Genomic DNA, 25,584 nt, shown 5'->3' with positions numbered 1-25,584 from the left:
ATGCTGGCCTCCTATCCAGCCAGCATGGTGAATCAGAAACAAACTGATTTGGGAATCCCAAATCGATTCAGACTAAAGCCATCCCGCTTTAGTCGCTTGGAATGCTGAAGAGGCCCTGCCTATCGTGGGTGTGAACAATCGCCTCCGAAACACATATGCTGATCTTCCGAAATCCAGCTTGCTCCGTCGGGCAAAACAGTGGTTCATAGGGCGCTCTTGATCGAATGAGGAGCGGGGCGAATGGCGGAAGAATCCCAAAACTCGTCTGAGTTGTCAAAAATTGCCAAGCTCAATGGAGACTTCCGGAGGAATTATGGAACTCTGATCGGAGCTTTTCTGTATCTGAGATCCATCAGCGCGGCGGGCGGCCGTTCTTGGCTGTGGGGCGGCTTGGCCTCGCTTGCCTGTTCAATGTTGTTGTCTTGGCTCGCGCGGCACGGTTATGCATTGCCCCTCTCGCCTTGATCTCGCGCACGAGCGCCTCGAACGTCTGAACGCGAACTGCACGGAGGCGCGGGAGAGCGGTGTCTGAGACAATCACATAACGCCTATAAGGTCGCGGTGTTGGCAAAAGCACGTAGTCGTGAATAGCCTTGGTCACATCGTCCACCCGCAGCACTGCGAGAAACTCTACTGAAGTCTTCTTGAAATAGGCTCTCCACTCGTTTGGCTTATTCTTTTTCGATCGAGCGGTTCGAAATAGGATTCTGCAATTGTCAGTTATCGATAAACCCAAGCCATCGTCCGTGCAGCGAGTAAGATCGATCCTCAATGCGGTGGCAAGCTGCCTAACGTAACTAATCAGAATCTCGTCCCAGTGACGACGGGCATCCATGGCGCGGCAGTCGTGCGATGTTGTGTATCCAATTATGGCATAGGTCTTTCGGATTGAACCGAAATGGTTGCAATACACATTGACGCTCGGAAGGCCCGGCGTGCTGTTGATGATGCGCTCGCTGAGTCTTCCCTTTTTGTTGAGGACGACCCGCAACCGCTTCAGCATTTCATCTTCCGGAATCGAAACATATCGATCGGCTATGACCTTTTGCGCGCGATCGAAGAGCTGTCGTTCGACTATTGAACCTGCACCGCTATCGCTGCGAACCCAGGCCTCTGGCGGATTCTTGATCTCCTTCTGCCCAAGGCGCCGCGACGTTCTGTTGTAGACCAGGTTTCCAACATAGTTCTCATTGCGGAGGATCGTGTCGACCATCTTGGCGGACCAGGGAATCCCCCAGCCGTTCGCCATACGCATCTGATTGAGTCGGCGCGCGATCTCCGCTTCCGAGTGACGTTCAATTGCGAATTGTCGGAAGATCCAGCGCACGACCTCGGCTTCTTCGTCAGTGCCTCTTCGGAGGCGCACGTGGTCGGTCTTCAGGGATTTGTGCTCGCCTTTGTTGAGATGGCCCTTCGGCCAACCTTTTTCGTCGACCATTTCCCTGCGCAGGCCAAATCCGAGTGGGCCGCCTACGCGAAAGCCCAACCCTGCGAGACGACACTGGCCGGTGTGAACCTTGACCGATAGCTCTCGACTGAACTCTGCCGCCATGACGCGCTTGATGTTTTTCACGACACTCGCGACCAGGCTGCCATCATTGTCGAATTGCTCTGCGCAATACGCTACCCGGACGCCGTTCTTCTTGCACACAAACTCGTAGTGCGCGCTCTCGTCGGCGTCCTGAAAACGACCCCACCGGCTTACATCGTATACGAGGACGTGGTCGAAATCGGCGCGTCCCGATTCGATATCGTCGATTAGCTCAATCAGACCTGCCCGGCCTTTGATCTTCAGCCCGCTGCGCCCGTCATCGCGGTAAGTTCGAACAATGGTGAGGTTCTTGTCCTGCGCGTAAGCGGCAATTGCTGCTGCCTGGTTCTCAATGGAATACCGCTGAAGTTCGGTCGACATGCGAACATATTGCGCGGCACGAAGGGCCCGGCTGCGCTTCTCTAGGTTCGTTCCTTTGCGTATGACAAGCGAGTTAGCCATCGGCGGACGTCCGCAGGCATGACACTCTAGCAAATCTATTTGGGTTGGTCGCCATCCCCAGCGGCAAATACTCCATAGAATCGTCCCGGCATGGTCTCAGCCCTTACAGGTATTGGGCCGCATGCCCGGCGCCCGTTTTCATGCTTGCAGTTCCCGCGGTGGTTGAGTAGCCTGCGCTGGGGCTGAGAAATGCATAGTCATGCGCGCTTTTTGTGCGCGGGCATCTTTGGGGTGCTCGCGTCGTATTTTTTGATTTGGCCGGTCTGGCGGGCACAATTCCCGATCGAGATTTGGTTTACAGAATCGTGGAATGCCTTTCACCAGGATTCCGCAGCTGCCGGTCTGCCTCTCTATCCAGGTCCCGATCAGCTCATCGTTAATAATTACCCGCCGCTTTCGTTCTTTGTCATCGGCGAGCTCGGGAGGCTGTTTGGCGACAGTCTCTATGTTGGTCGCGCGCTATCATTCGCCGGGCTTCTGGTGCTCGCTGTGGAAATCGCGCTGGCCGTGAGGATCTTGGCTGGGTCGCTTTCTGCCGGCGTCGTCGGGGGGCTGTGGTTCGTCGCTCTGATGGCGCACAACGCCACCTCCTATGTCGGCGCAAACGATCCTCAGATTGCCGGACAGGCAATCATGGGCGTGGGCTTCGTTTGGTTTCTCGCCCGAGACAAGGCCGGCCGCTCACCGCACGCGCCGCTCTTGCTGATGGTTCTGGCGGGCTTCTGGAAACACAACATAGTGGCGATGCCCGTGACGGTCGTTCTATGGCTCTCCTTGCGCGACTGGCGATCAGCGGTGCGGCCGGCGCTGATCAGCATCGGCGTTGCTGCTGCGGGACTCGCCTTCTGCGGCGTGATCTTTGGCCATCAGTTCTTCGCCAACCTGTTCACCGCTCGCGCCTATTCGGTGGCGCATCTAGTGAGCCAAGTAGGGCATCTGCAATGGCTGGCGCTCGCCGCCATCCTGTGGGGCTCTTCCGCCTGGTTCGATCGCGCCAGCTACGCTGCGCGCTTTACAGCGCTGCATGCGGCTGTTGCGTTGGTCTCCTGCCTCACGCAATGGCTCGGCGATGGCGTCTTTGGGAACGCTGAATTTGACCTGACAATAGCACTCGCGATCGGCACAGGCGCGGCGTTGGCGCGAATTGCCTCTTCTCCGATAGCTTTAGCGATTGGTCCAAACCGCTCGCGAGTGATGGTAGTTGTCCTGCTGGCGCTGCGCTTGGTCCTGTCTGGCCGGCAGGAGAGCGCCGAAGTGCTGCTCGATCCGCAATTCCGTGCTCGATATGCGGCATCCGCCGCTATCATGGCGGCGGCTGCTGCGAGCGTGGCCAAGATTCCCGGCGACGTCTACTGCAAACAGAATAACCTCATCTGCCGAGCTGCCGGCAAGGCCTTCGTGGTGGACGATTTTAAGACGGATCAGCTTTTGAATACGGGGAAAGCTACCGAGTCCGATCTCACGGCAATGTTCCAAGAGCGAGGAATCACTGTGGTCGAAGGCAAGGCGCTGCTGTTCGCTGCCGCGCCATCCGCGAAGAGCCCGTAAGGTTGCCCGAAACCCGCATCATAGCCGGATGCGTCCGGTTTTTCACTTTGATCCAATGCTTCTGCCGACCGCCTCGGTACGGCCGATCGCGATGCTTGGAGACTAATCCTTCGAGACCCATGCGGCACGCCGCTCGGAATAGGTCCGGGCCGATCTGGCCGCGCTCGAAGGGCGCCACCGTGATGCCCTCTGGACGGCGCGCCAAAAGCCTTTCCAAGTTGGTCTTGCGCAGGTGCAAGGGCAGGGCGCGCAGATCATCGCCGCCCATGGCCAGGATATCGAAGGCGTAAAGCTGCACCTCATGCTCGTGCTTGCGAGAGTGCAGCGCGTTGAAATCGGAAATGCCATCCGCGCCGAGCACCACGGCTTCGCCATCGATGACGAACTGCTTCTGCCGATTCTTCAGCGCGGCCTCAGCAATCCAGGGATAGCGCTTGGTCCAGTCGGTGCCATTGCGCGAGAGCAGGCGCACGCGCTCATGCTCCCGGATAACCAGCATCCGGTAGCCATCATGCTTAACTTCGTGAATCCAGTCCGGCCCCTCGGGCACCTGCTTGCCAGCGGTAGCCAGGCAGAGCTCGTACGCGGTACGCATGAAAGCGCAGATATGCACTCACACGCAAATTTGCGAATCCGAAACGACAGGGCGAGTTCCTAAGCTGAAGTTCCAAGTTACGAGGCCCTCGTCCAGTCGTGGCCGTAGGGGTGCGACCCGACGGACTTATCCGTCGATTCGGATCCCGGATTAGCTGTTGAGCAAGGTCCGGCTGGACGTCCGCTCACCTCCGGGCTGCTGGCGTTTATCCTTGCCTACATATTTGTTTCCGACGGCCGTCGAGGCGGGACAGAATGTTCACTTCGGCACATAACGAGGATTGCCTTTAACCTTGGCGAGACGATCCGCTGTCGCAATCTCCCGACACGGTTTAGCCTCGCTCCGTCATCACTCATTGAGGATGGAGCATGGATCAATTTCCCGACAGGGTTAAAGCGAACATGGAGGTCGTCTTGGAGGAGGTCTGCACTGAATTACCTAATGGCGGTGATCACGACAGCCGAAGGTATATCGCCGAACAACTCATCCGGGCAGCGCGTGACGGAAAGACTTCTCTCGGCGAGCTGACCTACACCGGTCGTCGCGCCCTCATTCACCTGCAGAACACACCAAAGTCAGCCTAGCTGTTCGCATGCGGGGAGCGCCACGGTTCCACGGAACATGTCGGCGCGGTAATGCATTGCTGGCCAATGCGGAAGTACTACTTTCATTTTGAGGGAAGTCGCCCACACACGGATGAGGCGGGCGAGTTCCTGAAGAGCGACGAAGCCGCCTGGCAGGCTGCACTCCACCTAGTGCGCGACGTCGAGAACGGGTTGCGACCTGGTGAACAGTGGACCTTGCGGGTGTTCAGCGACGACACGTCCGTATTTGTCTTGAGGATGACGACAGAGCGCTGCCGCTGATCGCAGGGCGATCGATGGTCACTCGCCCGCAGTAATTTCGGGCCGCGCGAGAACCTCAGCGAAGTGCTTCTTGACCCACGTGTTGCACGAGCAAGATCTGTGGTGAAGCGCCTCTAGGTCGGAGACAGTGATCGTGCCACGCGCGGTCTCGAGAACACCGGCAGCTCTGAAGTCTTGAAGGACCCGGCTGGCATAGCTTCGTCCCACTCCGAGTATCCCTGCAAACTGCTCATGGGTGAGGGGGACAAAGTTCTCGCCAGTATGCTCAACAAGATCGATTAGCCACTTCGCTGCGCGTTGCTCGATAGAATGCGCCGCGTTGCAGGCGACTGATTGAAAGGTCTGCGCTACAAAGCAATCGGCATATCTTGCGAGCAGTTGGCGAAGTCCGCGCGATTCTTGCTGCGCGTCATGCAGCTTGCGGGCAGATAGCCTGATCAATGGTCCGGCCAGCTTTACTGTGATGCGAGAGTAGGCCGGCAACAGGCCGTGACTGACCGCGCCGCCGGCGGCGCCTTCGCGGCCGACCAAGAGAACTTCAATTTCTCGATCGTCATCACTTGCAACGGCAAATGCAACCAAAGTGGGTCCGCATGGCAAATAGACGTTCTCAACGGTATCGCCTGGATGGTAGAGGGTCTGCCCCGAATGCCCGTGGATCTCATCCATGAAGGGTCGTAAAAGTTTGAAATCTTTCGGGCTAAGCGCCCGTAGCAAATCGTTTGCCGGCGCACCTGTTTTCCCTTCTTCCGAACGCATCGCCTACCCGCTGATAGTGAGCGCCCGCTTTAGCGTTCCGGGTCAGGAACTTACGGTATCAAAGTGCACACAAAGAGTACGTACCCACCATTTATTTTGCGGGGTTACGGAGAGCTTGCCCGTCTGCAGATGACAGGCAGCGGCAGTTGCGGGCAACAGTGCGGCTCGCATTGGCCTGGACGACAGCCTCAAGCGCGGGCGAGATCGAGCCTTTCATGAGCAGCGCGTTCGGCGAGCGCTTCGGCGATGTCCTCTGTGGCGTCGCGGGACCAGCCCTCGATCGCGTTGAAGGCGACGATCCGCACGGGATAGGCGTACTGGCCCGAGATCAGGTTCCCGTAGTACGTGCCGGTATTGCCGCGCACGTAAACGGCTTTCGCTGATGCATTATGGCCGATGCTTGCCCCGGGGCGTTGGCCGAGCGACAGAGCGCGTTCCCTGCTGCGCAGGGAGGTCGTCCATCAGCTTCTGCTTTAGCTGTTCGGCCTCTTCCTTGGTCAACCTCTCACCGAAGTGACCATCTTTTCCCAACTGCGCTGGCCTCTTGAGTTCTCGATCGTAGACCATCCAATCAACGCTTCCCTTCCGAACGATGAACCTGGGGCCTGGCGGCGGTGTGTTGTTGGCCACGTTAGCCTCCCACTTTCTCGTGCCGCTGGCTCAAATTTACACACCATGCGGCAGTTTATCCTCGAACTGGGACACCGAAAGTCTCAGCACCGTCTAAACTGCAACCTCTATGCCGGTCGGTACCTCGGCGCGTTTCAGACGTGCTCAAACTGAGCGCTGGTAGCACCCCTCGAAGTGGCTCCGAGCTTCGTTCTCGATGCTGCTGCTACTCTTGTTCGAGGTCATCCAAGAAGAGGAGGCGAAAGAGTAAAGTCCTTGGTTGGGGGCTGAGAGATTATCCTAGTTCAATGCACGCCCTTGGAACGCGCTATTAAGCGTCGTCTCTGACAGACAGGGGAATGACGATGCCCCATCGTAAGTACCGCGCATTGGAGCGCGAATGCCATCTACAGGCCGCCATCACGGGGCACAAAGAAACCAGATTTGAACTCCAAAAAATGGAGCGCGAGTACAAGGCTCTCGCTGATTGGTTAGAGGCGCGTCAGCGAACGGACCAGCAACCGCCCTCCCGAGAGTAAGGCCGCCTCAGTTGGCGGTCTCTCTCTCTCTCCAGGGCGCGGGCTTCCTTCCCGGGTTTTAGCCCCCGATTCACGCTGGCGGGACGACATACTAGGGCAGCATCATCGGTCGATGCCTGCCGATTGCCAACAATCTCGATCAAACTCGCGCCGGCGCACAAGGTCGGCGGGTTTCTTTTAGGGGGTAGCCGTCTCGGCAACGAACGCCAAAGTCGCCGCAGGTGATCGCGAAAACCTCTTTCGCCTTCGCGTCTTCAAAACAGAAGCGGGTGCCTACTTCGGTCCGATCGGTCCACCAGTTGATCTGTTTTCCTCTTGCGATGCGAGAAGCTTCTCCGCGAAGCAGATCCAATTGTCTTCCGGCCGCGTGGACGATCAGGCAATGTTCGTTGGTCATGAAACTTGACCTCTTCAAAGAACACGTAGGCCGCAGCAGCGAACTGCCGCGGCCCGCGCCTTGTCAAAAAATCCGGGTGAAAAACGATCTAAGTGAAATATGCAGCCAGCCCCGGTTTCCCGAACTTTCCCGACATCCTCGGTTCCCGCCACAACAAATGTGAGTCTCAGAGCCGGGTCCTATCAGCGCAGATCATTTCCTATCCCCAGAGGCTTAAGTTGAATTGAGGGTGTCCTAATCCGCTTTTCAGCCGTTCAGCCAGTGGTATAATCGTTCCGCTGAGGAGCGACTGCCATGGACTACCGCGCTTACATCCTTGATGAGGACGGGCGTATTACCGGCGTGCATGAGCTGGATTGCGCCAACGACGAAGAAGCCAAAGAGAAGGCGGCCCAATTACTCGACGGGCACGACCTTGATGTCTGGAGACGAGAACGGCACATCACGCGATTGAAGCGCCACACACGACAGTAAGACTGGGCTTTGATCTAGCTCAAGGAAGCCCCAGCGCACCAGCGTTCCCTGCCGAGGAACACCGGGGCACGCGCCATGCGACCTTGGATGCTGCACACGCTGACTTGGACACTGACCGCGATCGCTCTCGCCGTCATCGTTGCGATGGCGATCGAGTAAGGCCGCCAACTAAGGCGGCCTCTTGGTTTTTCGCGTCTTCCTTTAGCCAAAACGCGCGGGGAGGTATTTGGGGGCGTCGCCCTTCTGCTGATCGCGTTCTGGGGCTTGCACAAACAAGTATAAGCTGTCCCGAGAATCGTTTTATCTTCAGCTTAGCCAAACCTCACGGGGGAAGCGGGGAATGGTTAGGCCCGGCGCGCGATCACCGGACGAGAACCGCGCCGGGCCACGAGCGCTTGATTGCATCCGGCCGGTTCACGCTGGTGGGCCTACAACTCTCGGCTCAGGTATGACCCCTAAAAATCACGCAGCGGCAGCAGAAGCTGCACGCCGATCGGCCTTCCTGTGAAGCGCTCGATGAACTCCCGAACCGGCTCGGTGACCTCAAATCCCTCGGCGACGCGCTGCTCCAGTGCCTGGGCCACGTCCTCAGAGGCGTCTCGCGACCAACCCTCCAGGGGATTGAGTGCGACGACGCGAATTGGTGGGAGTACTGGCCGCTCAGGAGGTCGCTGATCAGGGTTCGGAAGTCGGTGCTGTCCTCGTCGGTCTCTCTCCATGCAGGCCCGCTGCTGAAGTCCTCCAGCACGAAGTGCATGTCTCGGTCGAGACGATCGGTGGGGACGATCGAGGGGGATTTACGCATACGCAACTCCGGACTGACCGAGTCCAAGGTAGGTTGCCTTCGATCTAATTGCGAATCGATTCACCTGGTTTATTGCGCACGCCCTCAGGCTCGCTACAAGGCTGCCCAGACCTACCTCCCGCTGGGGGTGACTGGCGGCCCCGGCCCCTCGTTCAGCCCCAGCCAAAGGTCGGGGTCGCTATTTTTTCCAGCAGATCTTCGCTTCCGTTGAGCCGGATGTAAGTTCCGATCTCGTTATAGAAGATCACCTTGCGATCCTTGAGGAGCTGCAAGCCGCGGCAAAAAAGGGGCCGCTGCCCCCTACCGGCAGCGGCCCAATCAGGGTTTTCAGACATTCAAACCCAAACGTCCTTGTTCCCGGACTGTCGCGAGATTTTCCGATCCATTCGGTTCCCGCTAGAACATTTGTGAGTCGGCGGCACGGGCAATGTCCAGCACGTCACGCACGGCCGGGATGGCTTCGTATTCCGCCTCTGTGCGCGATACTTGGGGAACCAAGAAGCTGGCCAACCCACGGCTGCTGCGCTGCTGCTCAATGCAGCCTGCAAAGCTCTGGGGAAGCATCGATAAGATTCTTGATCGCGCTTACGGTTCCGGTGGCCGGGGCGGCATCTCGACGCCCTGCATTATGGCCGACGCTTGGCCGGGCTGCTGCCTGTCGGTGACGCCGGGTTCAGCGGCACGGTGGCGCGATCCGATATCCTGCGTACTCTGGCCGGTGTCGGACGCCACCAGTTGGCCCTATGCGAGAAGAGCGAGGGCAATAGACGAAGAAGGGGCCCGCCTCTACGGAGCGGGGAGGGATATCTCCGCCTTGAAGTTTTGCGTGTTTATTCCTGTGCCAAAATCCGCCAGCGCAATTGGTCCGACCGCAGATTGTGAGCGATTTAGGACCTTAACAACGGGCCCGTTATCAATCGAGTAGTAGGCCTCGAACGACGGGAAGTCGCCCGTTGATCCCGAGATTAATATCTTCTGGGCCACGACGTTAAATGCAAAAGCAACCTCAAAGTCTATTCTAGGTGCACCAGTTACGCGTGTTCCCACTACCGGTACAGAGGGTATGTAATCCTTCACCCAATCATAGTACGGATTGGGCGTCGACGCGCGTACATTGAACACCTGCATCAATCCTCTTTGTGAAGACTTCACGTCGCTGATTGACACGTCCGAATCTGGTGCCGACCGAGGAGCTTGGAGGTCGGCTCCTGTCTTGCAGTCAACATTGTGACTTTCACCAATTCTGGCCCGCCTCCTTCCGTCGTAGGTGTCTACCTTCATGTCACGATCCGTGACGACAAGATCGGCCTCAAAGGTCACGCGCGCGGAGCTAAGGGGGTCGATGCTGAAATCGCGGTCATCGATGCTAAAGCAGCCGACTGGCAGCACCAGATTTAAGACGGGAACACCTGCGAGGGGCGCCTTCACGACCCACTTGCCGGCCTCGGTTTTTGTAAAGTCGGTCGATGCGTTCCCAGCAGGATTGGCGATGAACGCCTTCATCCAAAAGTGGACGTTTCTGACAGAGACGTCAGCCCTAGCAGGGTCCGAGTTGATGACCAGAAAACCGACCATTACGACACACAAATAATAAACGGCTTTGCCCATATAATGTCTCGTTCAGCTTAGGCATTTTCGACCATCGCAGTCTTTCTTCTGCTCTGACTCACTGATCCGCAGACCTCGACTGCCTCAGTTCACTCCACTTTCGTGAGTTCACTCGCCGTGATCACCCCCGGCATCGTCACGATCGGCGCCACTTCCGTCGTCGCGGTCGATTGTCATGTCCCGGCTGTCCACAGTGCCGACATCGTTGTCCCGATCCATGTCGATGGAGATCGTGTTGCCGTCGCGCTCTTGGCTTGTAGGTGTATCGCGGCCTGTCACTTCGACTGAAACGTGACCGTCAGTTGAAAGGACGGAGAGCTCGCGATCGGGCGTATAGCCGCTAGTGGAAACAGCATCGCTAGCAATGGCTGGGGCGTCAGCAACGCTGGCCAGAATCGCTAATCCCAATATAAGGCCGATCTTCCGCATTCTATTTACCCGTAAATCTTCGATGTGCCGTGCCGTAACAAACACAGCTTGCAATTTCTTTGTTTCAAGAGTGCTTCGTCGGATAAGCAAACGCGTTTCTCCGATGGAGAAATGCGCTTCGCGGGGCTTTTCGCCATAGCACGATCTAGCCGAAGCGAAAAAGCTTCTGGAGAACTTCTACTCGTGCCAGGTTCTGCACGTTCAGCATCGGGGCCGCATCCTCAAAGAGTTGGAACAGTAAGGCCGCCCCAGTTGGCGGCCTCTGCGGCCCTACGTGGCGCAGCATTGCAAGCCGCGCATCGCCCGCTCAAAGTCAAGCCCGCTTGCCTTAGCCAGGCGGAAGGTAACCGCCCTTAGGCAGCTGCTTCACCGTTTCAAGATTCTTATCGATCGACGCAAATAGCTTATCGAACGTACCCGCTGGAACAGTGAGGGTCGGAGAACCTCCCGAAATCGCTTCCAGCTCGGCGGCTGACAGTTCACGATCGCTAGTCGTCTTCATCTGCGTTCTCCTTGTTCCGTGTGGCTTGATCGCCATCGGATGCGAATGTACGCGCTGCCAGGGATGCTCGCTGTGACGCGTGTCACGTTGCCACCGTATTCCGATTAGGCTTATTCCGATTGAAGTCCCGTCGAACGTCGCTCCGCGGCTGCCGCAGCCCGGACATTGGGAAACTTACGGGTGCGCCGGTTCACGCTGGCAGGCCATTTCGCTACCCCTCCTGGATATCTTGCGGACCAACTCCGACGAACTACGATGCAATTTATTTTAGAGCTCTGTGTCGGAGCAACCCATTGCCAACCCCCATGGAATCGATCGTTTCCGCTCATGTACGTTTGAACAACCGGAAAGCGCTGGAGGATATGCGAGACCTTCGCCGCCACTTGCTAGAAACACTACAGAGCGCATCCAGCATTAACCCGGCTGTGTCGCGAGATTCCATACTTGATGACCTTCGAGTGATCGAGAATGGACTGGAGCAACTTCGCAAACGAGACCATGACTGAAGCGGTGACAAGAGGTCCGGCGGTTCACGCTGGCGGGCCTGGTTCGTTTGACAATCGAGTGCCCAAGCGCGAAGCTTGCTTTCATTAAAACGGTGAAGTCTTTGAACTCTCTAATTTGTCCCGTCGAATAGATTTCTGTCCTTCATACGGAGGCCCCGTGACCGACGAGATAATCGCCCGTCTTCGCGCCCACGACCACAACATCGGCCGATACCGACGCCTGCTTAAAACCAATCTGTCAGATCTGGAGCGACGATTTTTGGAACGGCGCCTGAGCGAGGAAACGTCGGCGGTCGAGAGCCTGGCCCATCCTGGCTCGAATGGCTTCAAGCATGACGAATCAAGCTCCGACCAAAGCAGCGGCAGCGTTACTGGTCCTAATCAAGGGATTCGAAATTAGGCCTGACCTCAGCTCCGCGGTTGCCGCGGCCGCCGCAGACGAAGCGCGGCTCGATATCAAACAGGCGCATATGGTCGGGCCAGCGATCGACCCTCAGCGCGACGTGATGCCCGCAGTGGCAATAGACCAGGATGCCGCGGAGACCCATCTCGCGCATCTCGCCGAAGGTGATCTTGAGCGAGCGGCCGTCGGCGTGCGTGGGCGTGTGACGTCGAGGGCGGGGCATAGCGCCATCCACGCGCGATGCCGGCGAGAGTCAAATCGTCGATTACTGGTGGGTCGGAACGCGCGCGAGCTACTGTGGGTCGCGAGTCTGCTAAGGGAGGTTTGTCGGACTCCAGAGCTGGTTACTGTAAGGTCGTGGGCCGGCTGGACAGTAATGCTCGAGTGACCGCCTCGAGATGCGCAACTGCCGCCGCCATTCGCTTTGCGGCATCCCCCACTGCAACGGCATCAACACTCTTTGCGCTTACCAATTCCTTCAATTCTGCTTGGACGGCTTCGAGCTGGGCTTTGCACCGGTTCAATTCGGCGAGGAGCATCTCTTCGCGAGCTTGATCAGGTTCGCTCGACATGACTATCATTCCAGCGACAGAGCATCGCGTCGAGCAACAACTGCATCCTTGCCATAAAAGCTCGCGATACAGTCGTTGGGTAGCCGCGTCGGATCATCCGTTACGTCACTGCTAGTCAACACCGACGGCACGGCACGATATTTGGGGATCGCAAGGTTTCGTTCCGTCGAAAGGGTTAGGTGGACATGACGGCCCATCGCCTCGAGCCAGAATGCCCGAAAGGAGGGTTGTTCCACCGCTAATCTCCTCGCGTTTGGGCTCAGCTGAAGGGGCGCCAAGGCAAAAAGCGCGATCACGGCAGGGAGTAGCGCCACAGCGAGGGGGCGCGTCACCAGGGCCTGAATCCGATGACGAATGGGATCGCGAACGCTGCGGACGAGAAGGACGAGGCTCATCGTCAATCCCGACAGAACAAAGACCAGCGCCTCGTTTTGAGCCCGCTCGACCAGGCGAATGCCTGTCGCGAATTGATGCACGAAGTACTCAAAATATCCGCACGACAGAGAGGTCAAAGCAACTCCGGCTGCCAGCAATAGTCTCGTTCTGGGGGGTGCATCGGTTTGCTTAGGCTGCGCGACCGTAGCGAGGGCCGCGACGGCGAGCCAGGTCAGCGTGAGCGGCTGCCTCAACAGGCGCCCCAGTCCTGTCAACGAGTACTTCAGTGCGTCCCCGAGGGAGGTGATGAAGGACCCAGCGCCAGAGAATTGACCTATACGCACCGCATTTCCCGGCGCCAGCAGAAGAACCGCAAATCCGGCAATTGCTGCCAATCCGATCAATGCGTGGCTGCGCAATTCCAGTCGGTGGCCCAAGACTTTGCGTGCCGACAGCGAAAAGACAACGGTTCCGATAAGCCAAACCGGCGTGAACTCGTTGCATAGAGAGGCGAGAAAGCATCCGATCGCCAACATGCAAGTTGCCCGCGTCGAGAATCCCGCGCCGTTTTCCGCGGCATTGATGAGCTCAACAAAGACCACGACCGCAATGGCTGCGGGCACCATGTAACAGCTCACACCGGGCAACCAGTAGAGCATCTCGCGAAGGCTCGGCGCTTCACCGGCCATCGTCGCGGCGAGAGCTGCCGCCATCGCAATCCATTGTGGAAAGCTTGCCAGCGGCCATATCCTGCTGACGACAAAGATCGTCGCGCCCGCGAACACGATTTCGAGCAGCGCCAAGGTCAGCACGTTTCCGATAAAATAGTCGATGAAGGTCAAGCGGCTGATCGCTGCCGGGACCTGCATCAAGAGCACGGGGACCACGCGCCCAATCAATACATGATAGTAGTGCGACAGCGTGCCGCCGAAGCCATTCTGTAGGTGCAGATATGCGAAGCAAAAATCATCGGATTCCGGCACGCTGTAGAGGGTCAACGCGAATAGCTTGAGGAGAAAAGAGGTCGGAACGAGGATTGCAATGATCCATGCGCCCAAGCGCACAAACCCGACAAGACGACTCTCTCGCCTGACTCCAGCGATCTTGTGCATACAACCCCCAGCCGCCGGGTATCCAAGCACAACCAATCAATGCTGGCAATGCAGGGTTGGACAGCCTGTCTCGTTCAACTGGGTTTGACGGAGGCTCCTCGACTAAGCCAACAATCAGGGCCACTGGGACCCCTGTCATTTTCGACAGGTGTGGCCACCCCGAGAAGGACGCATGACCGCCCAAACCACGAGGGCTATCGCTATGCAGCGCTACTATTTTCCGATCATTCACAACGGGCAATTACAGGTCGACGATGAGGGCGAGCAATTTAGCTCGGCCGATCTGGCGAGCGACTACGGCGCCCGCATCGCTCGGGACATCGGGAGCGATCCCGAGTACGATCCCGTTAGCGGCACGATCGTTATTGTTGTCGACGGGGACGGTTCAGAGATCGCGCGGCACGTGGTCGATGCGCGAACCGAGAACGCCGGCACGGCTTTCGCCGCCACGGGCTTGCACTCGAATTTACGCATGCCGCTCAAATAGGAGCGGCCTAGACCAACCGCAACGCCAGCTGCCTGTGAGGATCTTGGTGCCCCTAGTCAGACTCGTTGCCCTCTTTGGTATTGAAGGTAGGGCCATCGCCGGGACCAACCAAGCGATAATGCGTGACGTGTGGGTATCCGTAACGCAATTCCCCATAGAGGTAGATCGCGGCCTTGCCGCTTTGAATGCTGGCGAGCTCCTCTGTTGTCATCACTCGACCGTTCATTCCGGATCGGCCACAGAATCCTGGATGCAGGACGTTCCTGATCTCCTGCGGAGCAACGGTGCGTGCAGGAGCGGTGTTGTCACTGAAGGGTGGTTCGGGAAAATTAGCTTCATTGGTTTCGATCGTGAGCGCGCCATCGGCGTCGTTTTCAAATCTGTTCACGACCACGCAATGCCAGCCTCTGAGCCTATACGCGGGCGTCGATCCATAATTTTTGAAGACAAGCTCTATCTTCAAATTTGGGGCCGTGTTGGAGATGAAAACTTTAACATGTTGGCTGAGGACATACGCACGCAATTGACGGTATTCGGTATCGCGCTGAGTGCACCACATGAAGATCGTAATGACAGTGTAGGCGCCAACGAAAAGCAGAGTGGCAAAACTCACCTTGTTTTCCGGCTTGTTGAGATAGCTCTCCTTTCGTGGATCGCCTTGCGGTTGTTCAAGCGGAGGCTCCCCGATATCAGCGCCAGAGGCTTCGCTATTTCTGCCGGAGTCACCCTGATCTACATGCTGGGCTCCGCGCTTTATTTGTCGGTCGTCCCGAATGGCGTCGCTCAAAACTAACCCCAACAAAAACGTGAATCCTAAGCCGATGATGATCCAAATCACTTAGTGCGCTCCCCGCTTGCACTGATTCCGCGCTGAACGTATGGATGTGCTGCTCGCCGCAGGCAACTGGAATGCGCTCACCGCAGAAGCAGGTTGGCCAGCCGTCGAGGCTCTAGGTTGGCATCCGGCAGCCGCAATCCCACATCCAACATTTCCGCTTGTGGGAGGTCTCGGCTGCACCGCCAAGCCTCGTCATTAGCAGAACGGACGGTGAAAGTTCAGAATGCGCGTTGATATCGCTAGGCGGCTGGCCGGATTTCGATTCCGAGGGGCGGGACGTTAAGAGCGCGCCGTTCAGATCCGGATGCCTCGCGCGGGGAAGCATAGGCCGGTGAGCATTGAAGTATCCAAGTGATCGCAAACCTTCCACCGATCTCATGCGTCTCGGTCAGCAGCAAGGATCTCCTTTGAACGAACAAGACGAGAACGTCATGCTACCATTTTGCTACCCGATGCGGGGTGACCGACAGGTACTGGCGAGAACAGCTGGGAGAGCGAAGTCGGAAAATCCCGACAGATCAGCACAGCGAATTACAGAACAAAACGAGGAGGCACGAAAGAACCCCGTACTCCAAAACCGGGGGTCGCAGGTTCGAGCCCTGCCACTCCTGCCAGCTGATCCCAACGATCGACAGGCAGGACATTGACGGGCCGAAAGCTCGGAGCATGGTTCATCGGCACCCGGTAAAGCCTTGATCCGCATCAATTCCCAGAGCCGGGCTTGTGTGCATTCGGCCCCGCCCACATCTTGACGTTTGGCCCCAACCGCAGTAGATACCCCGCACTCGCAGCAGGCCCGTTAAACGCGGATTTCCGGCGCGGCTTAGAAATTCCCCGAACATCAGAGCCCGGTTTCCGGCTCATCCTTCGAGACAGAGGGCTGGGCCACATCAGGCTGTTCGGATCCCTGAAATCTTAATGGCGTCTCAAACGATGGCAGTCAGCCCGTTCAAGTTCTTGCAGGAAGTGCGCTCGGAGACCGCCAAGGTCACCTGGCCGACCCGTCGTGAGACCACGATCACCACCATCATGGTGTTCGTGATGGTCGCCGTGGCCTCGATCTTCTTCTTCGCCGCCGACCAGATCATCCGTTATCTCATCACCTTCCTTTTGGGCATTCACTGATGGCTACAGCAACGGCTCAACTGTCCGACAAGCGCTGGTACATCGTCCACGCCTATTCGAACTTCGAGAAAAAGGTCGCCGAATCGATCCGCGAGCAGGCCAAGCAGCGCGGGCTCGAGGAGCTGTTCGAGCTGGTGCTGGTTCCGACCGAGAAGGTCACGGAAGTGCGCCGCGGCCGCAAGATCGACGCCGAGCGCAAGTTTTTCCCCGGCTACGTGCTCGTGAAGATGAAGCTGACCGACGAGGCGTTTCATCTGATCAAGAACACGCCGAAGGTCACCGGCTTCCTCGGCGCCGAGAACAAGCCGATGCCGATCTCGGAGAACGAGGCCATGCGCATCCTGCACCAGGTGCAGGAAGGCGTGGAGCGGCCGAAGGCGTCGGTGTCGTTCGAGATCGGCGAGAACGTGCGCGTGGCCGACGGTCCGTTCGCCTCGTTCTCGGGTGTCGTCGAGGAAATCGACGAGGCGCGCTCGCGCGTGAAGGTCGCGGTGTCGATCTTCGGTCGCGCAACGCCGGTCGAATTGGAATTCGGTCAGGTCGAGAAGGTCTGATCGGACGAGGCGTGAGGCTATAGGCCTCGCGCGACAAGAGGCCGTGGGAGGGAGAGGGCGGTTGCCAGCCGCATCCGACCCAGACCACGAACCTGAAACCGCCGGCTTAAGGCCGGCACAACAGGAGTGATACATGGCAAAGAAAGTGACCGGATACCTGAAGCTTCAGGTCCCGGCCGGTGCGGCGAATCCTTCGCCCCCGATCGGTCCCGCGCTCGGTCAGCGCGGTCTCAACATCATGGAGTTCTGCAAGGCGTTCAACGCCCAGACCCAGAAGGAAGAGAAGAACACCCCGATTCCCGTCGTGATCACGATCTACGCCGATCGTTCGTTCACGTTCGAGATGAAGACCCCTCCGATGTCCTTCTTCCTCAAGCAGGCCGCAAAAATCCAGTCCGGCTCGAAGGCGCCGGGCCGTGACAAGGCCGGCAAGGTGACCAAGGCGCAAGTGCGCGAGATCGCCGAGAAGAAGATGAAGGATCTCAATTGCGACACCATCGAATCGGCCATGAAGATGGTCGAGGGCTCTGCCCGCTCGATGGGTCTGGAAGTGGCGGGGTAAGCGGTCATGGCAATCGGAAAGCGTTTGAACAAAGCCCGCGAAGGTGTTGACCGCGAAAAGCTTTACCCGCTCGCGGACGCCATCAAGATGGTCAAGGAACGCGCCAAGGCGAAGTTCGACGAGACCATCGAGGTCGCGATCAATCTCGGCGTCGATCCGCGTCACGCCGACCAGATGGTCCGCGGCGTCGTGACCCTGCCGAACGGCACCGGCCGTACGCTCCGCGTCGGCGTGTTCGCCCGCGGCGCCAAGGCTGACGAAGCCAGGGCCGCCGGTGCCGACGTCGTCGGCGCCGAAGACCTGGTCGAGAAGGTGCAGAACGGCGCGATCGATTTCGACCGCTGCATCGCCACCCCCGACATGATGCCGCTGGTCGGCCGTCTCGGTAAGGTGCTCGGCCCGCGCGGCCTGATGCCGAACCCGAAGATCGGCACCGTGACCATGGACGTGACCGGTGCGGTGAAGGGTGCCAAGGGTGGCTCGGTCGAGTTCCGCGTCGAGAAGGCCGGCATCCTGCAGGCCGGCGTCGGCAAGGCCTCGTTCTCCGAGGAGAAGCTGGTCGAGAACATCAAGGCGCTCGCCGATGCTGTCTCGAAGGCGAAGCCGGCTGGCTCCAAGGGGACCTACATCCAGCGCGTTGCGGTGTCCTCGACGATGGGCCCGGGCGTGAAGGTCGAGCCGGGCACCATTCTCGGCTAAGCCTGGGATTGCATGAGGCGAGGGGCGGAATTGGGCAACCGATTCCGCCCCTCGTCGCTTGTGCGCGTCACTCACCGGAAACCAGAGCAATGGCCGACAAGGTCCTGATCTACTCGCGCTTTCCCAAGACGATGATGGCGCGGTTCGCCGAGCGCTTCGAGTTGCTCGACACCGCCGGCAAGCCCGCACGGGAGGTGTTTTCGGCGGACGAGCTGGCAGGCATCCGCGCGCTGCTGACCGCGGGCGGCACGCCGCTCGGCGCCGAGGCGATGGACCTGTTTCCAAAACTTGGCGCGATCGTCTGCTATGGCACCGGCTATGACGGCGTCGACCTGAAGGCGGCAGCTGCCCGCAACATCGCCGTCGGCCACAGCCCCGGCGCCAATGCGGCCTCAGTGGCCGACCTCGCGATGATCCTGATGCTGGCGGCGACGCGGCGGATATTGGTCGCGGACCAATATGTTCGCAGCGGCGATTGGGCGGCGTCGAAACAGTCTCCGATGATGCGCCCGCAGGCCGGCATGGCCGGCCGTCGCATCGGTATCTACGGCATGGGCGAGATCGGCCGCAAGATCGCGGCGCGCTGTGCCGCCTTCGAGGCCGAAATCGGCTATTGCAGCCGCAGCAAGTACAACTTGCCCTATCAATATTTTCCCGCCTTGGAGGCGCTGGCCGATTGGTGCAGCGTGCTGATGGTCGCGGTCCGCGCCGGGACCGAGACCCAGCACGTCGTTAATGCCGACATTCTCAAGCGCCTCGGCGCGGACGGCTATGTCGTCAACATCTCCCGCGGCTCGGTCGTCGACGAGAAGGCGCTGGTTGCTGCACTCACCGACAAGACCATCGCGGGCGCCGGCCTCGACGTCTTCGATAAGGAACCGCACGCGCCCGACGCGTTGACGGTGCTGCCCAATGTGGTGCTCGCCCCTCATATCGGCGGCCATACCCTCGAATCGCACGTCGCCATGCAGGACTGCGTGCTGGCGAACTTGAGCGCGTTCTTCGAGGGCAAGCCGCTGCCTTTTGGGGTCAAACCGGCCTGAATCGGCCCGTTTCAGGCCCTATGGCAACGGATTGGAACTGGTGTGAATTTTGCTCTTGGCAATCCGGCAAAGAGCGGTTAAAGAACCGCTTCCGGACGTGCCGGCCCTGGCTGGCGCGTTCGTGCACGCATTCCGAAAACCCGACACGCAGGAGATCATTCCTTTTCAGGACGTCCGCAAGGATTTGCCCGGAAAGGAAGGAAAATCCATCGGCCGGTGGGATGCGGGCAGAGGTCAGGCGGTTCGCCGGCTGGCCTTGTCCTGTCCAAGACTGCAGGCGCCCGCGGGATATTTCGATTTCTCAACGGCTTAATCGCATGGCCTGCATAGACGGGTGAAGACCGGATTTCACTTCGCGTCCCACCTCGGGGTGGTCGCGGAAGAAGTTTGGTTCGGACCTCGACACGCCGTGGGCCCATGGGCTCCCGGAGGGCAGGCTTTGAATTGTCGTCTCGCCCGGCGCGTGTCCGATGGGTTTTGGCCCTGAGGTTCAGGTTCTGGGTGGGGCGATGGGTGCAACCCGGCGGTCCCGCTTTTCGCGATGACCGCCAACCGGAAAGAGCTTGCTGTGGAACGAGCGGCAAAAAAGGAAGCGGTCGAACAGCTCAACGGGGTCTTCAAGACCACGAGCGTCGCGATCGTTGCCCAATATTCCGGCCTGACCGTTGCCCAGATGCAGAAGCTGCGCATGCAGATGAAGCAGGCTGGTGCCTCGGTGAAGGTCTCGAAGAACCGTCTCGCCAAAATTGCTCTTGAAGGCACTGACGTCGTTGCCATCGGCCCCATGCTGAAGGGGCCGACCGTGATCGCCACTTCGAACGATCCGGTAGCGGCGCCGAAGGTCGCCGTCGAATTCGCCAAGGCGAACGAAAAGTTCGTCATCATTGGCGGCTCGATGGGAAAGACCGTCCTGAATGTCGACAGCGTGAAGGCGCTTGCCTCGCTGCCGTCGCTTGATGAATTGCGCGGCAAGATCGTCGGCCTGCTTGTGGCCCCGGCGACCAAGCTCGCTCAGCTCGCCAACGCGCCCGCGGGCAAGCTCGCGCGCGTCATCCAGGCTCATGCCTCTAAGGGCGAAGCGGCCTGACGCCCTTCGCAAAACTCAAACCCGAACCAGACTTACACTCAAGGAAACTGAACAATGGCTGACTTGCAGAAGATCGTTGACGACCTCTCGAGCCTCACCGTGCTCGAAGCTGCCGAACTCGCGAAGCTCCTCGAAGAGAAGTGGGGCGTTTCGGCTGCCGCGGCTGTCGCCGTGGCCGGCCCGGCTGGCGGCGGCGCTGCTGCCGCTCCGGCGGAAGAGAAGACCGAGTTCACGGTCGTTCTCGCCTCTGCCGGCGACAAGAAGATCGAGGTCATCAAGGAAGTCCGCGCCATCACCGGCCTGGGCCTGAAGGAAGCAAAGGACCTCGTCGAGGGCGCGCCGAAGCCTGTCAAGGAAGGCGTGAACAAGGACGAGGCCGAGAAGATCAAGGTCCAGCTCGAGAAGGCTGGCGCCAAGGTCGAGCTCAAGTAAGCAACGCTTTCTGGCGAGATCCCGGGCTGCGGTCCGGGATCTTGGTCCTGCCCCCTAAGGGCTGCGCCAGATGCAAAAGGCGTGCGACGGATGGTCCCGACGCAGGCTGAACACGAAAATGTGTGGGGATTTGAGGGTTAACCTCTCGAATCTTCATTATTGTCGCCCCATATCGGTTCGACAGCACGAAAGCGCGGTGGGCAGGGATACCGGATTTCCCTGTAGGCCGTTGGGAGAGCAGGCTATTTCGGGCTTTTTCAGTCCGTGAAGACGATCGTTGTGACGGGCGGGCGCGCGCTAGCGCCCCGCGCGTCGTTTTGCGTTTTGAAGGTCTGAAGAACAGATTCAGGACATTCCCGCCTGAAACCTGAGTCTCCGGCCCCAAAGCGGGTTCGAAAAATTCAACCCGGGGAGCGGTGGCAGCCGCGTTCCGGACGGTTCGCCCGGAGCGGGCGACGAAAATGAGAGGCCACGATGGCGCAGCAGACATTCACCGGTCGCAAACGCGTTCGCAAGTTCTTCGGACACATCAAGGAAGTCGCCGAGATGCCGAACCTCATCGAGGTTCAGAAGGCGTCCTATGACCAGTTCCTGATGGTCGACGAACCCGCCGGCGGGCGCCTCGACGAGGGCCTGCAGGCCGTGTTCCGTTCCGTGTTCCCGATCTCCGACTTCTCGGGCACCTCGATGCTGGAATTCGTCCGCTACGAGTTCGAGCAGCCGAAGTATGACGTCGACGAGTGCCGCCAGCGCGGCATGACCTTCGCGGCACCCCTCAAGGTGACGCTGCGCCTCATCGTGTTCGATATCGACGAAGAAACCGGTGCGAAGTCGGTCAAGGACATCAAGGAGCAGGACGTCTACATGGGCGATATTCCGCTCATGACGATGAACGGCACCTTCATCGTGAACGGTACCGAGCGCGTCATCGTCTCGCAGATGCACCGTTCGCCTGGCGTGTTCTTCGATCACGACAAGGGCAAGACCCATTCGTCGGGCAAGCTGCTGTTCGCTGCCCGCGTGATCCCGTATCGCGGCTCCTGGCTCGATATCGAGTTCGACGCCAAGGATATCGTCTATGCGCGTATCGACCGTCGCCGCAAAATTCCGGTGACGTCGCTGATGTTCGCCCTCGGCCTCGACGGCGAGGCGATCCTGTCCACGTTCTACAAGAAGATCCTCTACAAGCGGACCAAGGAAGGCTGGCGCGTTCCGTTCGACGCCAACCGTTTCCGCGGCTACTCGACCATCAACGACCTGATCGACGCCGATACCGGCAAGGTCGTGCTCGAGGCCGGCAAGAAGCTCACCGTCCGCGCCGCCCGCCAGCTCCAGGAGAAGGGGCTCAAGGCGCTGCGTCTGTCGGATGAGGAACTCGTCGGCAACTACCTCGCCGAGGACCTCGTCAACCCGAAGACCGGTGAGATCCATGCCGAAGCCGGTGAGGAAATCACCGACAAGTCGATGAAGGCTCTCAACGAGCACGGCTACAAGGAACTGCCGCTGCTCGACATCGACCACGTCAATGTCGGCGCCTACATCCGCAACACGCTCGCGGCCGACAAGAACATGACGCGTGAGGACGCGCTGTTCGACATCTACCGCGTGATGCGTCCGGGCGAGCCGCCGACGCTGGATTCGGCGCAGGCGATGTTCCAGTCGCTGTTCTTCGACGCCGAGCGTTACGACCTCTCCGCGGTCGGCCGCGTCAAGATGAACATGCGCCTCGACCTCGATGCGCCCGACACCCAGCGCACGCTGCGCAAGGAAGACATCCTTTGCGTCATCAAGACGCTGGTGGACCTGCGCGACGGCAAGGGCGAGATCGACGACATCGACCATCTCGGCAACCGCCGTGTGCGCTCGGTCGGCGAGCTCATGGAGAACCAGTACCGTATCGGCCTCCTGCGCATGGAGCGCGCGATCAAGGAGCGCATGTCCTCGGTCGACATCGACACGGTCATGCCGCAGGACCTGATCAACGCGAAGCCGGCGGCCGCCGCCGTCCGCGAGTTCTTCGGCTCCTCGCAGCTCTCGCAGTTCATGGACCAGACCAACCCGCTCAGCGAGATCACCCACAAGCGCCGTCTCTCGGCGCTCGGACCGGGCGGCCTGACCCGCGAGCGCGCCGGCTTCGAGGTGCGCGACGTGCATCCGACGCATTACGGCCGTATCTGCCCGATCGAGACGCCGGAAGGTCCGAACATCGGCCTGATCAACTCGCTCGCCACCTTTGCGCGCGTCAACAAGTACGGTTTCGTCGAGACGCCGTATCGCAAGGTCAAGGACGGCCGCGTCACCGACGAGGTCGTGTACCTGTCGGCGATGGAGGAGGGCCGCTATTCGGTCGCTCAGGCCAACGTGCCTGTCGACGCCAAGGGCCGCTTCACCGAAGACCTGGTGGTCTGCCGCGCGAGCGGCACCCGCGACGTCGTGCCGCTGACGCCCGACAAGGTCGACTACATGGACGTGTCGCCGAAGCAGCTCGTTTCGGTGGCCGCGGCCTTGATCCCGTTCCTCGAGAACGACGACGCCAATCGCGCGCTGATGGGCTCGAACATGCAACGCCAGGCGGTGCCGCTGGTTCGCGCCGAGGCGCCGTTCGTCGGCACCGGCATGGAAGGCGTGGTTGCGCGTGACTCGGGCGCCGCGATCGCGGCGCGCCGCTCGGGCGTGATCGACCAGATCGACGCGACCCGCGTCGTCATCCGTGCGACGGAAGATCTCGATCCGACCAAGTCGGGCGTCGATATCTACCGTCTGATGAAGTACCAGCGCTCCAACCAGTCGACCTGCATCAACCAGCGTCCGCTGGTGAAGGTCGGCGACATCGTCAAGAAGGGCGACATCATCGCTGACGGTCCGTCGACCGATCTCGGCGAGCTCGCGCTCGGCCGCAACGTGCTGGTCGCGTTCATGCCGTGGAACGGCTACAACTTCGAAGACTCGATCCTGCTCTCCGAGCGGATCGTGAAGGAAGACGTCTTCACCTCGATCCATATCGAAGAATTCGAGGTGATGGCCCGCGACACCAAGCTCGGACCCGAGGAAATCACCCGCGACATTCCGAACGTTTCGGAAGAAGCGCTGAAGAACCTCGACGAAGCCGGTATCGTCTACATCGGCGCTGAAGTGCGCGCCGGCGACATCCTGGTCGGCAAGATCACGCCGAAGGGCGAGAGCCCGATGACGCCGGAAGAAAAGCTCCTGCGCGCCATCTTCGGCGAAAAGGCCTCCGACGTGCGCGACACCTCGCTGCGCGTTCCCCCGGGCGTGCAGGGCACGATCGTGGAAGTCCGCGTGTTCAACCGCCACGGCGTCGACAAGGACGAGCGTGCGCTGGCGATCGAGCGGGAAGAGATCGAGCGTCTGGCCAAGGACCGCGACGACGAGCAGGCGATCCTGGACCGCAACGTCTACAACCGTCTGGCCGAGCTGCTCGAGGGGCGGCAGGGCATTGCCGGTCCGAAGGGCTTCAAGAAGGACACCAAGATCACCCGTGCGGTGCTCGAGGAATACCCGAAGTCGCAGTGGTGGCTGTTCGCGTCTCCGAACGACAAGCTGATGGCCGAGATCGAGGCCATGCGGAAGCAGTACGACGAGTCGAAGAAGGGGCTTGAACAGCGCTTCCTCGACAAGGTCGAGAAGCTTCAGCGCGGCGACGAATTGCCGCCCGGCGTGATGAAGATGGTCAAGGTCTTCGTTGCGGTGAAGCGCAAGATCCAGCCCGGCGACAAGATGGCCGGCCGCCATGGCAACAAGGGCGTGGTGTCGAAGATCGTGCCGATCGAGGACATGCCGTTCCTCGAAGACGGTACGCATGCCGACATCGTGCTCAACCCGCTCGGCGTGCCCTCGCGCATGAACGTCGGACAGATCCTCGAGACGCATCTCGGCTGGGCTTGCGCCGGTCTGGGCAAGCGCATCGGCCAGACCGTCGATGCCTATCTGTCGAAGCAGGACATCAAGCCGCTGAAGGAAACCTTGAAGAAGGTCTATGGCGAGGACGAGACGATCAAGACGCTCAACGACAACGAGCTGCTTGAACTCGGTCACAATCTGAGCCGCGGCGTACCGATCGCGACGCCGGTGTTCGACGGTGCCAAGGAAAGCGACATCGAGGAGATGCTGAAGCTTGCCGGTCTGGATGCTTCGGGTCAGTCGACCGTCTATGACGGCCGCACCGGCGACGCCTTCGATCGCAAGGTGACGGTCGGCTACATCTACATGCTCAAGCTGCACCATCTCGTGGACGACAAGATCCACGCGCGTTCGATCGGTCCGTACTCGCTCGTGACCCAGCAACCGCTGGGTGGCAAGGCGCAGTTCGGCGGCCAGCGCTTCGGCGAAATGGAGGTGTGGGCGCTCGAAGCTTACGGCGCGGCCTACACGCTGCAGGAAATGCTGACCGTGAAGTCGGACGACGTGGCCGGCCGTACCAAGGTGTACGAGGCGATCGTGCGTGGCGACGACACCTTCGAGGCCGGCATTCCGGAATCGTTCAACGTGCTGGTCAAGGAAATGCGCTCGCTCGGCCTCAACGTCGACCTGCACAATTCCAAGATGGGACCGGCGCCGACGTCGGAAGCAGCCGAGTAATACGACGTTTCATGCCCGGCCTGCACGGCCGGGCATTGGCGCCCCTCCCGATGCCTTGAGGGCAGG

Annotated in this window: 29 protein-coding genes; 14 read left to right on the top strand and 15 right to left on the bottom strand. The window is 59.6% G+C overall.

Features of this window, described 5'->3' with window-relative positions; translation table 11 throughout:
- Positions 1 to 352: 352 nt before the first annotated feature.
- Positions 353 to 1,993, bottom strand: coding sequence for a recombinase family protein (locus ACVIIW_RS30660; RefSeq protein WP_456704109.1), 1,641 nt, complete (start codon positions 1,991 to 1,993; stop codon positions 353 to 355).
- A 189-nt stretch (positions 1,994 to 2,182) separates the two neighbouring features.
- Here ACVIIW_RS30660 and ACVIIW_RS30655 point away from each other — a divergent pair, with 189 nt between their 5' ends.
- Positions 2,183 to 3,541, top strand: a complete 1,359-nt coding sequence (locus tag ACVIIW_RS30655) for a hypothetical protein (protein ID WP_456704108.1) — start codon at positions 2,183 to 2,185, stop codon at positions 3,539 to 3,541.
- Here the strand turns inward: ACVIIW_RS30655 and ACVIIW_RS30650 are convergent.
- Positions 3,480 to 4,136: an ATP-dependent DNA ligase gene (locus ACVIIW_RS30650; protein WP_456704107.1), complete on the bottom strand. Its 657-nt coding sequence runs from the start codon at positions 4,134 to 4,136 to the stop codon at positions 3,480 to 3,482. The two genes, ACVIIW_RS30655 and ACVIIW_RS30650, sit on opposite strands and share 62 nt — an antisense overlap.
- Before the next feature lie 368 nt (positions 4,137 to 4,504).
- Here ACVIIW_RS30650 and ACVIIW_RS30645 point away from each other — a divergent pair, with 368 nt between their 5' ends.
- The gene (locus ACVIIW_RS30645; RefSeq protein ID WP_456704106.1) at positions 4,505 to 4,720 is read left to right on the top strand and encodes a hypothetical protein; all 216 of its coding nucleotides are present in this window, start codon (positions 4,505 to 4,507) and stop codon (positions 4,718 to 4,720) included.
- A gap of 51 nt (positions 4,721 to 4,771) precedes the next feature.
- Positions 4,772 to 5,002, top strand: a complete 231-nt coding sequence (locus ACVIIW_RS30640) for a DUF6894 family protein (RefSeq protein WP_456704105.1) — start codon at positions 4,772 to 4,774, stop codon at positions 5,000 to 5,002.
- A gap of 18 nt (positions 5,003 to 5,020) precedes the next feature.
- Here the strand turns inward: ACVIIW_RS30640 and ACVIIW_RS30635 are convergent, their stop codons facing one another.
- The 3 genes from ACVIIW_RS30635 to ACVIIW_RS30625 form a co-directional block, all read right to left on the bottom strand.
- On the bottom strand, positions 5,021 to 5,761 hold the full coding sequence (locus ACVIIW_RS30635; protein WP_456704104.1) for a Crp/Fnr family transcriptional regulator: 741 nt from the start codon (positions 5,759 to 5,761) through the stop codon (positions 5,021 to 5,023).
- Positions 5,762 to 5,949: 188 nt separating this feature from the next.
- Positions 5,950 to 6,126 (bottom strand): hypothetical protein, encoded by a 177-nt coding sequence (locus ACVIIW_RS30630; RefSeq protein WP_456704103.1) that lies wholly within the window; start codon positions 6,124 to 6,126, stop codon positions 5,950 to 5,952.
- Between the two features lie 922 nt (positions 6,127 to 7,048).
- Positions 7,049 to 7,306: a hypothetical protein gene (locus tag ACVIIW_RS30625; protein ID WP_456704102.1), complete on the bottom strand. Its 258-nt coding sequence runs from the start codon at positions 7,304 to 7,306 to the stop codon at positions 7,049 to 7,051.
- A gap of 294 nt (positions 7,307 to 7,600) precedes the next feature.
- On the opposite strand from ACVIIW_RS30625, the gene ACVIIW_RS30620 reads away from it, so the two are divergent.
- Positions 7,601 to 7,780, top strand: coding sequence for a hypothetical protein (locus ACVIIW_RS30620; protein ID WP_456704101.1), 180 nt, complete (start codon positions 7,601 to 7,603; stop codon positions 7,778 to 7,780).
- Positions 7,781 to 8,235: 455 nt separating this feature from the next.
- On the opposite strand, the gene ACVIIW_RS30615 is transcribed toward ACVIIW_RS30620, so the two are convergent.
- From ACVIIW_RS30615 to ACVIIW_RS30590, 6 genes are all read right to left on the bottom strand, one after another.
- Entirely contained in the window at positions 8,236 to 8,364 is a 129-nt protein-coding gene (locus tag ACVIIW_RS30615) for a hypothetical protein (RefSeq protein WP_456704100.1), read from the bottom strand.
- A gap of 373 nt (positions 8,365 to 8,737) precedes the next feature.
- Complete coding sequence (locus ACVIIW_RS30610) at positions 8,738 to 8,920, bottom strand: hypothetical protein (RefSeq protein ID WP_456704099.1); 183 nt, start codon at positions 8,918 to 8,920, stop codon at positions 8,738 to 8,740.
- A 61-nt stretch (positions 8,921 to 8,981) separates the two neighbouring features.
- Entirely contained in the window at positions 8,982 to 9,149 is a 168-nt protein-coding gene (locus ACVIIW_RS30605) for a hypothetical protein (protein WP_456704098.1), read from the bottom strand.
- Between the two features lie 222 nt (positions 9,150 to 9,371).
- Positions 9,372 to 10,193, bottom strand: coding sequence for a hypothetical protein (locus ACVIIW_RS30600; protein ID WP_456704097.1), 822 nt, complete (start codon positions 10,191 to 10,193; stop codon positions 9,372 to 9,374).
- 108 nt (positions 10,194 to 10,301) lie between these two features.
- Entirely contained in the window at positions 10,302 to 10,622 is a 321-nt protein-coding gene (locus ACVIIW_RS30595; protein ID WP_456704096.1) for a hypothetical protein, read from the bottom strand.
- Positions 10,623 to 10,950: 328 nt separating this feature from the next.
- The gene (locus ACVIIW_RS30590; protein ID WP_177243727.1) at positions 10,951 to 11,124 is read right to left on the bottom strand and encodes a hypothetical protein; all 174 of its coding nucleotides are present in this window, start codon (positions 11,122 to 11,124) and stop codon (positions 10,951 to 10,953) included.
- A 663-nt stretch (positions 11,125 to 11,787) separates the two neighbouring features.
- On the opposite strand from ACVIIW_RS30590, the gene ACVIIW_RS30585 reads away from it, so the two are divergent.
- Positions 11,788 to 12,030, top strand: a complete 243-nt coding sequence (locus ACVIIW_RS30585; protein WP_456704095.1) for a hypothetical protein — start codon at positions 11,788 to 11,790, stop codon at positions 12,028 to 12,030.
- On the opposite strand, the gene ACVIIW_RS30580 is transcribed toward ACVIIW_RS30585, so the two are convergent.
- The 3 genes from ACVIIW_RS30580 to ACVIIW_RS30570 form a co-directional block, all read right to left on the bottom strand.
- Positions 12,008 to 12,256, bottom strand: coding sequence for a hypothetical protein (locus ACVIIW_RS30580; protein ID WP_456704094.1), 249 nt, complete (start codon positions 12,254 to 12,256; stop codon positions 12,008 to 12,010). The two genes, ACVIIW_RS30585 and ACVIIW_RS30580, sit on opposite strands and share 23 nt — an antisense overlap.
- A gap of 121 nt (positions 12,257 to 12,377) precedes the next feature.
- Positions 12,378 to 12,605, bottom strand: coding sequence for a hypothetical protein (locus ACVIIW_RS30575; protein WP_456704093.1), 228 nt, complete (start codon positions 12,603 to 12,605; stop codon positions 12,378 to 12,380).
- A gap of 5 nt (positions 12,606 to 12,610) precedes the next feature.
- Positions 12,611 to 14,092 (bottom strand): DUF6056 family protein, encoded by a 1,482-nt coding sequence (locus ACVIIW_RS30570; protein WP_456704092.1) that lies wholly within the window; start codon positions 14,090 to 14,092, stop codon positions 12,611 to 12,613.
- Between the two features lie 172 nt (positions 14,093 to 14,264).
- On the opposite strand from ACVIIW_RS30570, the gene ACVIIW_RS30565 reads away from it, so the two are divergent.
- Positions 14,265 to 14,579 (top strand): DUF6894 family protein, encoded by a 315-nt coding sequence (locus ACVIIW_RS30565; RefSeq protein WP_456704091.1) that lies wholly within the window; start codon positions 14,265 to 14,267, stop codon positions 14,577 to 14,579.
- Between the two features lie 52 nt (positions 14,580 to 14,631).
- Here the strand turns inward: ACVIIW_RS30565 and ACVIIW_RS30560 are convergent, their stop codons facing one another.
- Entirely contained in the window at positions 14,632 to 15,417 is a 786-nt protein-coding gene (locus ACVIIW_RS30560; RefSeq protein ID WP_456704090.1) for a hypothetical protein, read from the bottom strand.
- A 933-nt stretch (positions 15,418 to 16,350) separates the two neighbouring features.
- Here ACVIIW_RS30560 and secE point away from each other — a divergent pair.
- The 8 genes from secE to rpoB all read left to right on the top strand — a co-directional run bounded on the left by secE (position 16,351) and on the right by rpoB (position 25,518).
- A complete protein-coding gene (secE, locus tag ACVIIW_RS30555) occupies positions 16,351 to 16,542 on the top strand; it encodes a preprotein translocase subunit SecE (protein WP_007611620.1) in 192 nt (63 codons plus the stop codon).
- Positions 16,542 to 17,096 carry a transcription termination/antitermination protein NusG gene (gene nusG, locus ACVIIW_RS30550; RefSeq protein ID WP_092228471.1) on the top strand — a complete coding sequence of 185 codons (555 nt, stop codon included), beginning with the start codon at positions 16,542 to 16,544 and terminating at the stop codon, positions 17,094 to 17,096. Before secE ends, nusG begins: the two co-directional genes overlap by 1 nt.
- A gap of 133 nt (positions 17,097 to 17,229) precedes the next feature.
- The gene (gene rplK / locus ACVIIW_RS30545) at positions 17,230 to 17,658 is read left to right on the top strand and encodes a 50S ribosomal protein L11 (RefSeq protein WP_008136439.1); all 429 of its coding nucleotides are present in this window, start codon (positions 17,230 to 17,232) and stop codon (positions 17,656 to 17,658) included.
- 6 nt (positions 17,659 to 17,664) lie between these two features.
- Positions 17,665 to 18,357, top strand: a complete 693-nt coding sequence (gene rplA, locus ACVIIW_RS30540; RefSeq protein ID WP_456704089.1) for a 50S ribosomal protein L1 — start codon at positions 17,665 to 17,667, stop codon at positions 18,355 to 18,357.
- Between the two features lie 89 nt (positions 18,358 to 18,446).
- Positions 18,447 to 19,400 carry a 2-hydroxyacid dehydrogenase gene (locus ACVIIW_RS30535; RefSeq protein WP_456704088.1) on the top strand — a complete coding sequence of 318 codons (954 nt, stop codon included), beginning with the start codon at positions 18,447 to 18,449 and terminating at the stop codon, positions 19,398 to 19,400.
- 568 nt (positions 19,401 to 19,968) lie between these two features.
- A complete protein-coding gene (rplJ, locus tag ACVIIW_RS30530) occupies positions 19,969 to 20,487 on the top strand; it encodes a 50S ribosomal protein L10 (RefSeq protein WP_456704087.1) in 519 nt (172 codons plus the stop codon).
- A gap of 54 nt (positions 20,488 to 20,541) precedes the next feature.
- Positions 20,542 to 20,919, top strand: a complete 378-nt coding sequence (gene rplL, locus ACVIIW_RS30525; RefSeq protein ID WP_008136432.1) for a 50S ribosomal protein L7/L12 — start codon at positions 20,542 to 20,544, stop codon at positions 20,917 to 20,919.
- A gap of 474 nt (positions 20,920 to 21,393) precedes the next feature.
- Positions 21,394 to 25,518, top strand: a complete 4,125-nt coding sequence (gene rpoB, locus ACVIIW_RS30520; protein ID WP_456704086.1) for a DNA-directed RNA polymerase subunit beta — start codon at positions 21,394 to 21,396, stop codon at positions 25,516 to 25,518.
- Positions 25,519 to 25,584 lie beyond the last annotated feature (66 nt).

This window comes from Bradyrhizobium sp. USDA 4449, from assembly GCF_054056275.1.
This window is presented reverse-complemented; position numbering and strand designations above follow the sequence as displayed.